This window comes from Staphylococcus sp. IVB6181, from assembly GCF_025561445.1.
GTDB lineage: Bacteria > Bacillota > Bacilli > Staphylococcales > Staphylococcaceae > Staphylococcus > Staphylococcus simulans_B.
On the sequence record NZ_CP095096.1, the window covers coordinates 1,300,182 to 1,315,167 of the forward strand.

A 14,986-nucleotide genomic window follows, 5' to 3' on the forward strand; every position below is an offset into this window, starting at 1 on the left:
AATAAGTTTTGGATAAGGAAAAGTAACTGATTTGATTGTTTTCAGAGAGCTGGTGGGTGCTGCGAACCAGTAACAACAAATAAGCGAATACACCTGCTGCCTTATATTTAAGTATCCAACGTTTGACTTGATGAACGTATCATTAATGATAGAAACCTTTAAGTATGGTGGTACCGTGCAATAGATGCGCCCTTACAGTGAATGCTGTAAGGGTTTTTTTATTTCCTTAAATTCCAAAGCAAAATATTAACAACAATTCAGAGGAGGAACAATAGATGACAAATGAATTATTAAATGACTTAGAATGGCGTGGACTTGTTTATCAACAAACAGATGCAGAAGGATTAGAAGCATTACTTAACAAAGAGAAAGTCACTTTATACTGTGGTGTAGACCCGACTGCAGACAGTATGCATATCGGACACTTATTACCATTATTAACATTACGCCGTTTCCAAGAATACGGACATAAACCGATTGTTTTAATCGGCGGCGGAACAGGTATGATCGGCGACCCTTCAGGCAGAACGGATGAACGTGTATTGCAAACAGAAGCACAAGTTGAAGATAACGTACGCGGTATCGGTGAACAAATGGATAAAATCTTTGATTTTTCCGGCGAAGAAGCGGCACAGCTTGTAAACAACAAAGATTGGTTAAGCCAAATCTCATTAATCGATTTCTTAAGAGATTACGGTAAACACGTAGGTGTCAATTACATGCTGGGTAAAGACTCAGTACAATCTCGATTAGAAAAAGGTATTTCATACACTGAATTTACTTACATGATTTTACAAGCTATCGACTTCGGTCATTTAAACCGTGAATTCAACTGTAAAGTTCAAATCGGCGGATCAGACCAATGGGGCAACATCACAAGCGGTATCGAATTAATGCGCCGTATGTACGGTCAAACTGAAGCATTCGGCTTCACAATTCCGTTAGTCACAAAAGCAGATGGTAAAAAGTTCGGTAAATCTGAATCAGGTACAGTTTGGTTAGATGCAGATAAAACAAGCCCATATGAGCTATACCAATTCTGGATTAATACATCAGATGCTGATGTAATCAAGTTCTTGAAATACTTCACTTTCTTAGATAAAGCTGAAATTGAAAAATTAGAACAATCTAAAGAAGAAGCACCGCATTTGCGTGAAGCACAAAAAGCTTTAGCTGAAAATGTTGTACGTTTCATTCATGGTCAAGCAGCGTTAGATGATGCAATTCGTATTTCAGAAGCATTATTCAGCGGAGACTTGAAATCATTAAGCAGCGAAGAATTGCGCCAAGGCTTTAAAGATGTACCGCAAGCTTCTGTCAGCAATGACACTACAAACATTGTAGACTTCATTGTAGAAGCAGGCATTTCATCTTCTAAACGCCAAGCACGCGAAGATGTTTCAAATGGTGCGATTTACATTAACGGCGAACGCCAACAAGATTTAAAATACGAAATCAGCGATGCAGATAAAATCGATAATGAATTTACTATTGTCCGCAGAGGTAAAAAGAAATACTTCATGGTGAAATACCAATAATTCAATAAACATTAAAAAATGCTTGTGCTAAGGAAAAGAATTCCAAAGCACAAGCATTTATTTTTTATGTTATCTCTTACCTAAGTGAACAGAAACTTCTTTTTCTTTGCCATCGCGAATGACTTTGACTTTCAATGTTTCACCTGGTTTTTTATTGGAGTAAAGATAAGATCTTAATTCAGAGTCATCTTTCGCTTTTTGTCCGTCTGCTTCAATGATAATATCGCCTTCTTGTAGTGCACTATCACTTTGCGCTTTTGCGACGTACACACCATCATTACGGTCTGTATGCAATTCTTTCTTATAGCGCTCAGGAATATCACTTAAATTGATTGTGCCGATACCGATAGAAGGGCGTTCGACTTTACCATTTTTTACAAGCTGTTCGATGATAATCTTCGCTTCGTTGCTTGGTATTGCAAAACCGATACCTTCAACTTGAGGCATTGAAATCTTCATAGAGTTGATACCTACTAGATCGCCGTTCAAGTTGACTAAAGCACCGCCGGAGTTGCCGGGGTTGATTGCCGCATCCGTTTGCAGCACAGACACTTTATTTGAGCCGGCTGAAGTTTGTGTATCAATGGTTCTTTCGTTTGCTGAAATAATACCTGATGTCACAGTATTAGCGAACTCTAAGCCTAATGGATTACCGAACGCAAATACACTGTCGCCGGTTTTGACTTTTGCAGAATCCGCAAATTGAATCGCTTTGATACCAGGCGCATTTTCAATTTTCAATACGGCTATATCTGTTAAAGCATCTTTACCGACAAGTTCTGCTTTTACTTGTTTCGTATCATGTAATTGGACTTTGATTTCACTCGCACCGTCTACAACGTGGTTATTTGTAACAATATAAGCATTGCCGCCGGATTTTTGATAAATCACACCAGAACCGATACCCGCTTCTTGCGACTTTCCAGCATTGCCGCTGAAGAAATCTTCTAAGCTTTGTGCCTTTTGCATATTGATAACACCCACAATAGAAGGTGAGACATCTGTAATCATTTGATTGACAGATTTATATTTTGAACTTTTGCCATCTAAGACATTGCCGCCTTTGCTGTCTTTAGCTTGCTGTACTGTGGCACCGTCATTAGATTGCTCTACCAACTTGCCGATACCTAATACAAGCAGCCCGCCGATAATACCAGCAAGCAGGGCAAGTAAAATGACGCGCAGCCAAGGGAATGACCTTCTAGGCGGCTGTTGACGTCGTTCTTGATTTTCATTATAGTATTCAGTCATTGAATTCCTCCCAGAATGTTTCTTTCTATTATTATCATATGTTTTGTTAATATTTTCTAGCATTTTGCTATGTATGCAATATAAAACATAACAAAATCTGAACTGTCTGACATATATAATGCACTGAAATAGGCTTGTTGACAGAGGTTGGAAGTGATAAACTTTGGATAGTTAAATAAACAATTGAGTAGGTGACCCAATGTATAAATTTATCAGTAGTATTCTATACGGAATCATTGTAAAGCTGAGTCATTCGCTTAAGGTATACGGTAAAGAAAATGTACCGCAGCTTAATCGTTATGTCGTGACATGCAACCATGAGAGTTACAACGAAGTTATAATGCTTGGCATGGCAATGTATCCTAACCAAATTCATTATATGGCTAAAAAAGAATTGTTCTATAATAAAGCGTTCGGCAGCTTTCTAAAATCATTAAATGCCTTTCCGGTTGATCGTGAAAACCCAGGTCCGAGTACGATTAAAACACCGGTGAATTTATTGAAGAAAAACAAAACAATTGGCATGTTCCCAGCAGGGCATCGTACTGCAGAAGAAACACCTTTGAAACGCGGTGCAGCAACGATTGCAATGATGGCAAAAGTACCGATTGTACCAGCTGCTTATGAAGGACCAGACAAAATTTTAGGTATGGTAACTGGAAAAGCGAAAATTATCTTCGGCGAACCGATTGATACTGCCGCTTTACCTGAACATTTGAAAAAACGTCATGAAAAAGTTGATTATATTACGCAAGAGCTTACAAAACGCACAAGAGCACTTCAAGAAGAATTAAAGCATTTGCCTAAGTAATGTACGGAGATAAAGTGAGATGAAATAAAGAGAAACCATAAAGTCATCTGGCTTTATCTCTTTTTCATGCCGTTATTTATAGATCCATAGAGAGAAAGAAGGATAAGCATATGTATAACTTTTTACAACGCTTAGGGCGTTCTTTAATGCTGCCGGTTGCTGTATTGCCAGCAGCTGCCATTATTATCGGAATTGCTAACGTCTTAAAAGCAATGAATACAGCACCGACTGTGGCAGAGTTCATTTTCCAATGCGGTTTGGCTGTTTTAGAACAGCTCGGTTTACTCTTTGCTATCGGTGTTGCTTTAGGGATGGCGAAGAAGAATGACGGTTCTGTTGCTTTAGCAGCAGTTGTCGGCTACTTTGTCGTAACATCAGTATTAAAACCAGAAAAGCTTGCAGGTATACTGCGTATCAAAAAGGATGCAATCAACATCGGTTTTGATCAAATGAATAACCAAAACGTATTTGTCGGTTTATTAATCGGTTTAATTGCAGCATTCTGTTATAACAAATTCAGTGCTACAGAATTGCCGACTGCATTATCGTTCTTCAGCGGTAAGCGTTTAGTTCCGATTATGACAGCATTTTTATCAGTATTGTTGTCTCTTGTTTTATTTTTCGTATGGCCATTCGTTTATGATGGCATTGTAGCTTTCGGTAAATGGATTATTAATTTTGGTCCATTTGGAGCCTTTTTATATGGTGTATTTAATCGTTTGCTGATTCCAACAGGTTTGCATCACGCATTAAATGCTGTCTTTTGGTTTGATTTAGGAGGTATAAATGATATCGCTAAATTCCAGTCAGGCGATGGTGCTATTAAAGGCATTACAGGCCGTTACATGGCAGGATTCTTTTCGGTCATGATGTTTGGTGTACCGGCAGCAGCCTTGGCTATGTATCAAACAGCTGTTTCTAAACAAAAGAAACGTGTAGCTGGTTTAATGTTAGCAGGCTCAATTTCAGCATTCTTTGTAGGTGTGACTGAGCCGATTGAATTTGCCTTTATGTTTGCGGCACCAGTATTATTTGTGATTCATGCCTTATTGACAGGTTTATCACTCTTTATTGCAGCATTATTCCATTGGACAGCAGGGTTCTCATTTAGTGCAGGACTGATTGATTTCCTATTATCACTCGTCAATCCTGTGTCGAATTATCCGTTGATGTTAATGGTTCAAGGAATCGTGTTCTTTGTGATTTACTATGTAGTCTTCAGAGCTGCGATTCAAATCTTTAACTTGAATACACCAGGCCGCGGTGATGAAGAAATTACAGACCCAGTTGCAGATCCTTCTGAATCTGATGAGAATTCAGAGAAACCGGCAGGAAAGTATTCTGCAATGTCTGCACAAATTATTGATGGGTTAGGCGGAAAAGAAAATATTACTACGTTAACCAATTGTGCAACAAGACTTCGATTAGAAGTGGATGACATTGAAAAGCTGAATAAGAATCAAATCAAGCAAGCAGGCGCAGCTGGTGTAACTACGAGCGGTAAACATAATGTCCAAGTTATTATAGGGACACATGTGCAACAAGTTGCGGATGAAGTAGAGAAACAAATGGAGTCATGATAAACTTAAAGGGCGGAAGCATTCTTTAGAGTGTGCTTTCGCTCTATTGCTTATTTGTGTATAAATTTGTATAATATTAATTATTCTGAATTTTCCGAAGTAGGTGGAGAAATGAAAGCAGTATTATTTGATGTTGATGGTGTATTTTTAAGTGAAGAAAGATGTTTTGACGTATCTGCTTTGACTGTCTATGAAATGTTGATGAGCCAGCATTTCTTGAAGTTGATGCCGTCAGTTAAATTCAACACGATTAATGACAGTGAAATTAATCTTATTCGTCAAGTTGTGTTTGAACAAGATCAGATTTTGAATGCGATGAAGTCGCGCGGTTTGAATTCCAACTGGGATATGTTGTTTATTGTGTTATCAATCCATTTGATTGATTTGCTTAAAACACTCTCAGCAGAAGACAGAGAAGCATTTTTAACAGCACATCCTTTTACAGATGTCACGCTTCAAGAGGTTGGAGATTTAGTTTCAAAACAGCAAGTTGATTTTATCAAGCCGCTGCATTTTATTGAAAATGCGGAATCTGGTAAAACTCAAATTTATCGTGATTTGCGCAATTATGCGGCAGAACAGCTAGATACAGAACATACAGAGCTGTTTGAAATCCGCAGTCCTTTATGGGAAATTTCACAAGAGGTCTTCCAAGAATGGTATTTAGGCCATCGTTTATATCGCAAAGTGGAAGAAAAAACACCGAGAAGTGATTTTAAAACAGGCTATATATATCAAGAAGAAGAGTTGGCTGATGCTAAAGAAATTCAAGGCTTGCTGAAAGATTTAGAAGAAGCGGGTTATAAACTAGCAGTAGCTACTGGCCGCCCTAGAACAGAAACACTCGTACCGTTTGAAGACAAGGGCTTCTTAAAGTACTTTGATGAATCGCATATCGTGTCAGCTTCTGAAGTATTGAAAGCTGAAGAACAGTTCCCTGAATTAAAACCTTTAGGCAAACCGAATCCGTTTTGCTATATTGCAGCATACAACGGTAATCAGCTAGACCAGTACCAAAACTATGCACAGCAGCAAGATCAAGTATTCCGAGATGAAGAGATATACATAGTAGGAGATTCTCTCGCAGACTTATTCAGTGCAGAAACAACAGGTGCTACATTTATCGGTACGCTGACAGGTTTAAAAGGGAAAGCAGCGCAATCAGAACTTGAAGCGCATCATGCAGATTGTATTGTTGATAATGTCTTAGATATTCGTAAAATCTTATTATAAAATACACCAAAATAAAACGACCAGCAAACTTAGATATCAGAATCTGAGTCAGCTGGTCTTTATTTATGTGTTGCCTTTATAATTTTATTTGTTTAAGTCAACGAATTGAATAGATTCAAATCCATCGATTTTGTATAGTGCATCAATAACTTCTTCTGAGGCAGGCATATCTACAGAGATAATCATCATTGCATTACCGCCTTGAGTTGTACGGCCTAAGTGCATTGAGGCAATGTTAATATCATATTCGCCTAAGATTTGACCTGTACGTCCTACAATACCAGGACGGTCTTGGTGATGGATAACAAGTTGATATTTTTCAGGTTTGAAATCAACAGGGTAGTCATTGATTTGAACAATACGCGCACCATAACCGTTTAAGACAGTTGCACCGACAGTAACTTTACGATCTCTGTTGACCATTGTTAATTCAATGTAGTTGCTGAAAGAACGAGGCTTCGCATCTTTTTCAACATTGTAAACTACATTTTGTTCGTTAAGAAGGAAGAGGGCATTGACTAAGTTGACACGATCGCCTAAGTCTTGAGATAAAATACCTTTAGCGATTGTACGTGTCAAAATGTTGGTATCTTCTTTAACCAATTCCCCGCTGAATTTGATTTTTAATTCACGCGGTGCTTTGCCTAATAATTGAATACATACTTTGCCGACCATGTCGCAAAGGTTCAAGTATTCTTGAAGTTCTTCCGCTTCTTCTCCAAAAATCATTTTCGGTGCATTGACAGCATGGCGCACATTGCCGGTATGGAAGAATTCTTCAATTTCATTCGAAACGGATACGGCTACTTTTTCTTGTGCTTCAACAGTAGATGCACCTAAGTGCGGTGTCACAACGATTTTATCGTGTTTTGTCAAAGGTGAATCTGTAGCAGGTTCATTTTCGAATACATCAATTGCTGCACGTGCAATCAAACCTTTATCTAATGCTTCAATCAAGGCTTCTTCATCAATGATACCTCCGCGTGCTACGTTGATAATTTGAAGGTTAGGTTTAGCTTGAGCAAAGAATTCTTTGCCGATCATACCTTTTGTTTTCGGTGTTAACGGTGTATGCACAGTCACGAAGTCTGCATTTTGTGCGATTTCTTCTACTGTTGCACGTTCAATATCTAATTCTTTTGCTTTTTCAGCTGTTAAATAAGGGTCAAAAGCAATGATTTTCATACCGAAACTTTTGGCGCGTTTAGCTACACCTAAACCGATACGTCCTGTACCGATGATACCTAATGTTTTATGGTATAATTCTGTACCTTTGAATGATGAGCGGTTCCATTTGCCTGCTTTAAGTGATTGGTTGGCATCTGGAATTTGACGTGCCATAGCTAAAATCATAGCCATGGAGTGTTCTGTTGCTGAAATGGTGTTGCCGTCAGGGGCATTGATTACTAACACACCGCGTTTTGTGGCTGCGTCGCGATCAATATTGTCTACGCCGACACCGGCGCGTGCAATAATTTTCAAGTTGTCAGCCGCTTCAATGACTTCAGGCGTTACTTGCGTTTGGCTTCGTACAATAAGTCCATCATAGTCTTTGATTTTATCGATTAAAGCTTCAGGTGAAAGTCCTGTATCAATATCGACTTCAAAGTCTGGGTCATCTAAAAGTGTTTGCAAACCGTCTTTTGCGATTGGATCTGATACTAGAATTTTATACATATGCTTTTACCACCTCTAAGTATGCTGTAGTTCCTTTTCCGACATATGATTCGTGACGTAATTCAGAAAGGATAATTTCAAGTGCGCTGACACATTGTAAAATATCAGCTGTATCGATTTGTCCTAAATGACCGATACGAAGGATTTGGCCTTTTAATTTACCTTGTCCGCCGGCGATTGTGATGTTGAAGCGGTTAAGTAATTCATTTTTGATTGTTGAAACTTCAGTAGGTGAAGTCGGTACAAATGCTGTTACTGTAGGAGATGCATATTCGTCTTCAACAAGTAAAGGCAAGTCTAAAGCTTTTAATGCAGCTCTTAAACCGTCTCTGATAACATAATGACGTTGAATTACATTCTCAAAACCTTGTTCAGCAACAAAATCTGCATACGCAGCAACGCCTTTATAAAGGCTGACATTCGGTGTGAATGGTGTTGAATTGTTTTCTGCTGAAGCAATGTATTTATTGAAGTCTAAATAGAAACGCGGTGTTTCGACTTCAGCAAAACGTGCTTTAGCACGGTCTGAATACGCTGCAAATGCCAATCCTGGCGGCAGCATAATTGCTTTTTGGCTTCCTGAAACCAATACATCGATATGATCGCGTTCTAAGTCAGCATCTACAGCACCGACACAACTTACGCCGTCAACGACAAAATAAGTTTCCGGATAATTTTCGTGCAATGCATGACCTAATTCATGAATAGGGTGGAGTACAGATGTAGATGTTTCGCAATATTGACTATAAACTGCAGTTACTTGTTCTGGCAGTGATTTTAAGAAATCAATAAAGGCATTCACATCAACTGCTTCTCCCCACGGGACATCAAAGACATGAACGTTGTGGAAGTATGTTTGAGCAATTTGTTTGTAGCGGTTGCCGAACGCTCCTGAAACAATGACAGCCACATGGTCATCTGGATTTAAGATATTGACCATACTTGCTTCAAGTGCGCTTGTACCGCTGGATGTAAAGATCATGACTTCGTTTTTGGAACCGAATACAGGTTGCAGCCCTTTATAAGCTTTTTCAGCAATAGCTTCAAATTCTTTTGTGCGGTGACCAATCATCGGTTCTTGAATGACGCGTTGAATGCGTTCAGGAATTGGAGTTGGTCCGGGTGTTAATAACAATGGATGATGATACATATAGATTTCCCCCTAACGTAAGATTTCTTAATTTTATCAAATATTCTGAAAATAAGAAAGGGTATTTCAGTGTTATTTCACTGATTTTACGATAATTTAACAAAATATATGAATTGTAAGCGTTTTTAAAGAAAAAATACTAAAAATAATTACCCAACTCAAAAAGTTGGGTAGAAGATTATAAAATGTATGGTTCAATCTTGATGTCGACATTACCGCGAATAGAGTTAGAAATCATGCAATTGTTATCTGCGATTTTTAAAAGTTTATCTAATCTCTTTTCAAGCGCTTCTTTTTGTGACGCTTCTACTGAGATTTTAGGTTGATGTTTGATTTGCTCCATTTTAAATTTACCATTGGTTAAAGAGGCTGTTCCAACCGATTCCTGATTAATAGAAATGTCGTTGAAATGCGCACGTTCAAGCGTAGCAGCAAGCGAAATAATATAACAAGATGAAGCTGCCGCTACCAGCATTTCATCTGGGTTGGTTCCTTCTCCGACACCGCCGAGCGATGATGGAATAGAAATAGATTCATTAATCACATCGCCTTTAGCAAGTCCGACTTCATCTCTGCCGCCGCTCCATTGCGTCGTAACTATAAAATCGTGGTTTGTCATATTTCTTTGACCTCCGTTTTGAATATGATAGATTAATTCTGAAACTAAAAATTGATAAAGGGTGAATACCATGGAAAAAGTAATCCCAAGCGAAGACCTGCAAGTCATTGCACATCGCGGATTTTCAATCGATTATCCCGAAAATACATTATTAGCATATAAAGCAGCACTCAGTGCACATATAGATATGCTTGAAATCGATGTGCATTTAACTAAAGATCAGCAACTTGTTGTTATCCATGATGATAAAATAGATAGAACCTCTAATGGATCAGGCTATGTAAAAGATTATACGCTAGATGAATTAAAAAGCTATGATTTCGGTTCATGGAAAGACAGTACATTTGCGGGTGCACGTATTATGACATTCAAAGAAGTGGCACAACTTGTAAAACCCTATAAAACAACACTATTAATTGAAATTAAAAAGCCGAGCAAATATCCTAATATCGAAGAATTACTGCTCAAAGAAATAGAAGAAAATCGTTTAGATGCGGATAAAACAATTATTCAATCGTTTGATGATAAAAGTATTCAAAAAATAGCACAGTTAACAAACAAATATAAATTAGGCGTGCTGCTAAGCAAAAAGAAATATCTATTTAGAATGCCGAACTTTAACAAATTGGCTAAGTTTTGTGATTATGCGAACCCGAATTTCGAATTGGTCAACAAAAAATTTGTTGAAAGAGCGCATATTCATAAATTAGAAGTAATGCCATATACAGTTAACGATATTAATGATATCCGAAAATTAATCATTGATGGGGTAGACGGTATTATTACAGATGGGCCGAATTACTACTTTGATTTAGATTGAAATGGAAACGACGCAACTGTATAATTAAATTATCTAAAATGCAGAAGGGAAGGCAAGAGGGAACATCATGACTGTCATCAGCAACAGGCTTTCCTCAATTATTTATGAAACTCAATTTTGATATTCATCCAATAAAGCGTATCCGAGAAATCGACAAAAAAGAACTGATAAATTGGATTGTTGTGATTATTGGTGTTGCTATTTATAGAGTAGTCAAAAGAAAAAAAGCGCAAAAAACTAAATAAGATCAACCGGTTTGTATGTACTGATGAAATTACAATAAAAATCGGATAAAGAACAAGGGTGTTTGTGTGATTCAAACGCCCTTATTTTTTATCCGCTTGGAGAGGTTGTTTTTTAAAGTAATTATTGATGAGATTGTAAGCCCAAAGCAAGTACTTTGTAAATCCGTAGATGAATCCAAATAGTGCAAAAATGGCTTCACCATTATCAGTTGTGATTGAAAGCAAAGCTAAAGTGCAAATGAATACATAAACGTTAATAACAACTACCACAAATGCAAATTCTTTAATAACATTTTCTACGTTATCATTCTTAAAATACTGATAAGTCATGACGATGACAGATAGTACGAAAGAAATACCAAGTGATAGCGACAACGCAAATCCAACAATAGCCATAAATGAATCTATAATGACTTTTAGTATGGAGTGATCAAAATAACTTTTATTAAAATAGTCTCCCAAACTCGGCAATAATAAAAACCCTCCGGTGATATACAACGCAACAAGTATCATAATAAATCTATTATTTTTCAGCCAATTCTTCAATGATTATTTTCTCCCTTACCTTAATAGTTTTATTATGCCGTAATTACATCGATAAAACTAGATTTCACACAACACAAAAACGGAATAAATGACACATGTTGAATGTTAGAAGGTTAGGGAGAAAGTTGTAGTAAAAAGGGGAGAAAACAAAAAAATACTGCATCCTTGAAAACAAGGCATGCAGTATTGAAATAATAGATTTATTATTTACCTGAGTAGTACTCAACGATAAGTTGTTCGTTGATTTCAGCTGGTAATTCGCTGCGTTCTGGAACGCGTACGAATGTACCTGTTAATTTTTCTTCGTCGAATTCTAAGTATTCTGGTACGAAGTTGTTGATTTCTACAGATTCAGCAATGATATCTAGTTTTTGAGATTTTTCTCTAACTGAGATCACTTGACCTGGTTTTAAAGTGTATGATGGGATGTCTACGCGTCCGCCATCAACTTCGATGTGACCATGGTTTACTAATTGACGTGCTTGACGACGTGTACGTGCTAAACCTAAAGCATATACAACAGCGTCTAAACGACGTGCTAATAAACGCATGAAGTTTTCACCGTGTACACCAGATTGTTTACCAGCAATAAGGAATGTATTGTGGAATTGTCTTTCAGTTACGCCATATAAGTAACGTAATTTTTGTTTTTCACGTAATTGAATTGCATATTCTGATAATTTTTTTCTTTGGTTAGGACCATGTTGACCTGGTGCGTAAGGGCGTTTTTCTAATTCTTTACCAGTACCGCTTAATGAGATACCTAAACGACGAGATTTTTTCCAGTTTGAACCTCTGAATCGAGCCATGTTAATACTCCTCCTTTTGTTTTTAATTGTTATGAAAAAACAAAAAAGAGTGTTGTATACTTATTAAGATATGTTATTTTATGTGTCCTCGCCTCATAGCTCCGGTTACACGGCACGTCCGCATCGGGAATAACATAGCGCCTAATAATATACAACTGCTACTTTCGTTAATTCACACAAAGAGTATTCTACCATTCTGGCAGATAAAGTCAAGCTTTTATCTCTTTTTCTTCAAATAAATAATTATTTCATTGTTTGTGCAATTTGTTTTTCTAATACTTTCATTAATTGAATCAAGCCATCTTCATCTTCTTGTGAGAAGCGCGACTTGACCGGTGCATCAATATCCAATAGTCCCATGACTTTATTGTCTTGATGCAGCGGAATAACAATTTCAGATTGGCTGCGTGCATCGCATGCAATATGGCCAGGGAAAGCATGTACATCATCTACACGCTGAACAATATCTTTTTGAGCTGAAGTACCGCATACGCCGCTGCCTAATTGGATAGGGGTACAAGCAGGACGGCCTTGGAAAGGACCCAAAATAAGCTGGCCGTCTTCCATAAGATAGAAACCAATCCAATTGATGTCAGATAAATTTTCATTTAATAAAGCAGATGTGTTGCTTAGTAAAGTAATCAAATAGCGTTCATCCGCATTCAAGCCTTCTAATTGCTGAAGAATGGTGTTGTAATTTGTAGTATTGCTGCCCATATATAATTGACCTCTTTTCTCTCTTGCATTTTCCATATTATAATATGTTCTATTAAGAAACTTCAATTTAGAGTACTTTCATCAAAGTTTGTATAAAGAAACTTAATATTTTTATTTTAATGCGACCCAAAATTACGCTATAATGAGAAGTGATTAAATAGGAGGAGAAAACAATGGCATTGTATATCATTTTAGCAATTATAGTTATTGCACTTATAATTGTCGGTATCATGTTCTATCTCCGTTCTTCAAAACGTCAGGTGGTCGAAAAAACCGAAGAGCGCAAGATAGAGGTTGAGAAACTAACACTAGATGATCGTCTGAAAGCGTTGGACGATTTAACCCTGCAGGGTGAAACACAACAAGAATATGACCGCTTAAAGCGCGAATCATTAAAGAATACTAATGATAATTTAAGTCCGGTTGAAGAGAAAATTCATAATGCTGACGAATATTTCGATAAATTCAAATTTACTGCTGCTCAAACTGAATTAGATGATGCGAACGCATTATTAGATCGTTATGAAGAACGTCATGCACAACTAGGTGAAGAAGTTGAGGATATCTTGGCGCTTCATAAAGAAAGCGATCGCTTGTTTGAAGACAGCAAAGTTTCATATCGTGAAATGAAGCGTGATGTGCTGGCTAACCGACACCAATTCGGCGAAGCAGCTGCACCGCTTGAAAAAGAAATTGAATCATTCGAACCTGAGCTTGTTAAGTACACAGAACTAAGAGAAGAGGGGAACTACAAACAAGCGCATGAGCATATCAAAACGCTCAACGAAGATATCAATTATCTGCAAAAAGATATGAAAGAAATCCCTGAATTGATTCGTGAAGCACAAAAAGAACTTCCAGGGCAATTCCAAGATTTGAAATACGGCTGCCGCGACTTGAAAGTCGAAGGGTACGACTTAGATCATGTTAAAGTCGACAGCAATCTTCAATCTATGAAAACAGAATTAAGCTTCGTTGAACCGATGATCAGCCGTTTGGAATTAGAAGAAGCGAACGATAAGCTCATCGCTATCAATGATCAGTTGGATGAAATGTATGATTTAATCGAGCATGAAGTAAAATCTAAAAACAAAGTGGATGAAACAAAAGAAGTCATTACTAATGATTTATTCCGTGCGAAAGATACCAATTATACATTACAAACAGAAATCGAATATGTACGTGAAAATTACTACATCAATGAAACAGATGTTCAAAATGTACGTCAATTCGAAAATGAAATTCAAAACTTGATTTCAGTTTACGATGAAATTTTAAGAGAAATGGCAAAATCTGCTGTACGCTACAGCGAAGTACAAGATAATCTTGCGTATATTGAAGAACATGTCAAAGTAATTAATGATAAACAAGAAAAATTACAAAACCACTTAATTCAATTACGTGAAGATGAAGCGGAAGCTGAAGATAATCTTCTACGTGTTCAAAGCAAAAAAGAAGAGATTTATCGTAAGTTATTAGCTTCTAACTTAACAAGCGTACCTGAACGTTTCATTATCATGAAGAATGAAATTGATCATGAAGTACGTGAAATCAATGCACAGTTTGATCAACGTCCGATTAATGTCAAACATCTTAAAGATAAAGTGACAAAAGTCGTACTTCACATGAACAACTTTGAAAATGAAGCGATGGACGTTTTAGTGAATGCAGTGCTTGCTGAAAAACTTATCCAATACGGCAACCGTTACCGTAAAGACGACAGCAGCATTGATAAGAGTTTGAATGAAGCAGAACGCTTATTCAAGAACAACCGCTACAAACGTGCGATTGAAATTGCAGAGCAAGCTTTAGATTCAGTCGATCCTGGCATTTCTCAACGCATTGAAGATGAAGTTGTATCTCAAAGCAAAATATAAGTGTTATACAAAAGACAAGGACATTCGTTGTTCTTGTCTTTTTTTGCGTATTGAGAATTTAGTCAGATGTGGTAAAATATTAAAATTGGAAGAAAAGACTCAAAAAGAGAGAA

General features: G+C 37.2%; 13 protein-coding genes. 6 read left to right on the forward strand and 7 right to left on the reverse strand.

Going from position 1 to position 14,986, the window contains the following annotated elements; genetic code table 11:
- The first annotated feature begins 275 nt into the window (after positions 1 to 275).
- Positions 276 to 1,538 (forward strand): tyrosine--tRNA ligase, encoded by a 1,263-nt coding sequence (gene tyrS / locus MUA90_RS06375; RefSeq protein ID WP_262588725.1) that lies wholly within the window; start codon positions 276 to 278, stop codon positions 1,536 to 1,538.
- Positions 1,539 to 1,607: 69 nt separating this feature from the next.
- Here the strand turns inward: tyrS and MUA90_RS06380 are convergent, their stop codons facing one another.
- Positions 1,608 to 2,789, reverse strand: a complete 1,182-nt coding sequence (locus MUA90_RS06380) for a S1C family serine protease (protein WP_262588726.1) — start codon at positions 2,787 to 2,789, stop codon at positions 1,608 to 1,610.
- A 199-nt stretch (positions 2,790 to 2,988) separates the two neighbouring features.
- On the opposite strand from MUA90_RS06380, the gene MUA90_RS06385 reads away from it, so the two are divergent.
- The 3 genes from MUA90_RS06385 to MUA90_RS06395 all read left to right on the forward strand — a co-directional run bounded on the left by MUA90_RS06385 (position 2,989) and on the right by MUA90_RS06395 (position 6,413).
- A complete protein-coding gene (locus tag MUA90_RS06385; protein WP_114603149.1) occupies positions 2,989 to 3,600 on the forward strand; it encodes a lysophospholipid acyltransferase family protein in 612 nt (203 codons plus the stop codon).
- Between the two features lie 110 nt (positions 3,601 to 3,710).
- Positions 3,711 to 5,180, forward strand: coding sequence for an N-acetylglucosamine-specific PTS transporter subunit IIBC (gene nagE / locus MUA90_RS06390; protein WP_262588727.1), 1,470 nt, complete (start codon positions 3,711 to 3,713; stop codon positions 5,178 to 5,180).
- 111 nt (positions 5,181 to 5,291) lie between these two features.
- On the forward strand, positions 5,292 to 6,413 hold the full coding sequence (locus MUA90_RS06395) for an HAD family hydrolase (protein WP_262588728.1): 1,122 nt from the start codon (positions 5,292 to 5,294) through the stop codon (positions 6,411 to 6,413).
- Positions 6,414 to 6,497: 84 nt separating this feature from the next.
- On the opposite strand, the gene serA is transcribed toward MUA90_RS06395, so the two are convergent.
- The 3 genes from serA to MUA90_RS06410 all read right to left on the reverse strand — a co-directional run bounded on the left by serA (position 6,498) and on the right by MUA90_RS06410 (position 9,859).
- The gene (serA, locus tag MUA90_RS06400) at positions 6,498 to 8,090 is read right to left on the reverse strand and encodes a phosphoglycerate dehydrogenase (protein WP_262588729.1); all 1,593 of its coding nucleotides are present in this window, start codon (positions 8,088 to 8,090) and stop codon (positions 6,498 to 6,500) included.
- Entirely contained in the window at positions 8,083 to 9,240 is a 1,158-nt protein-coding gene (locus tag MUA90_RS06405) for a pyridoxal-phosphate-dependent aminotransferase family protein (RefSeq protein ID WP_262588730.1), read from the reverse strand. Before MUA90_RS06405 ends, serA begins: the two co-directional genes overlap by 8 nt.
- A gap of 178 nt (positions 9,241 to 9,418) precedes the next feature.
- Positions 9,419 to 9,859: an SACOL1771 family peroxiredoxin gene (locus MUA90_RS06410; RefSeq protein ID WP_105993047.1), complete on the reverse strand. Its 441-nt coding sequence runs from the start codon at positions 9,857 to 9,859 to the stop codon at positions 9,419 to 9,421.
- Between the two features lie 70 nt (positions 9,860 to 9,929).
- Here MUA90_RS06410 and MUA90_RS06415 point away from each other — a divergent pair, with 70 nt between their 5' ends.
- Entirely contained in the window at positions 9,930 to 10,679 is a 750-nt protein-coding gene (locus MUA90_RS06415) for a glycerophosphodiester phosphodiesterase (protein WP_262588731.1), read from the forward strand.
- A gap of 326 nt (positions 10,680 to 11,005) precedes the next feature.
- Here MUA90_RS06415 and MUA90_RS06420 read toward each other — a convergent pair whose 3' ends face one another.
- The 3 genes from MUA90_RS06420 to MUA90_RS06430 all read right to left on the reverse strand — a co-directional run bounded on the left by MUA90_RS06420 (position 11,006) and on the right by MUA90_RS06430 (position 12,996).
- The gene (locus MUA90_RS06420) at positions 11,006 to 11,470 is read right to left on the reverse strand and encodes a hypothetical protein (RefSeq protein WP_262588732.1); all 465 of its coding nucleotides are present in this window, start codon (positions 11,468 to 11,470) and stop codon (positions 11,006 to 11,008) included.
- Positions 11,471 to 11,673: 203 nt separating this feature from the next.
- Positions 11,674 to 12,279 (reverse strand): 30S ribosomal protein S4, encoded by a 606-nt coding sequence (gene rpsD, locus MUA90_RS06425; RefSeq protein ID WP_262588733.1) that lies wholly within the window; start codon positions 12,277 to 12,279, stop codon positions 11,674 to 11,676.
- Positions 12,280 to 12,522: 243 nt separating this feature from the next.
- Positions 12,523 to 12,996, reverse strand: coding sequence for a GAF domain-containing protein (locus MUA90_RS06430; protein ID WP_262588734.1), 474 nt, complete (start codon positions 12,994 to 12,996; stop codon positions 12,523 to 12,525).
- 173 nt (positions 12,997 to 13,169) lie between these two features.
- Between MUA90_RS06430 and ezrA the strand changes: the two genes are divergently transcribed.
- Entirely contained in the window at positions 13,170 to 14,873 is a 1,704-nt protein-coding gene (gene ezrA / locus MUA90_RS06435) for a septation ring formation regulator EzrA (RefSeq protein WP_262588735.1), read from the forward strand.
- The last annotated feature ends 113 nt before the right edge of the window (positions 14,874 to 14,986 follow it).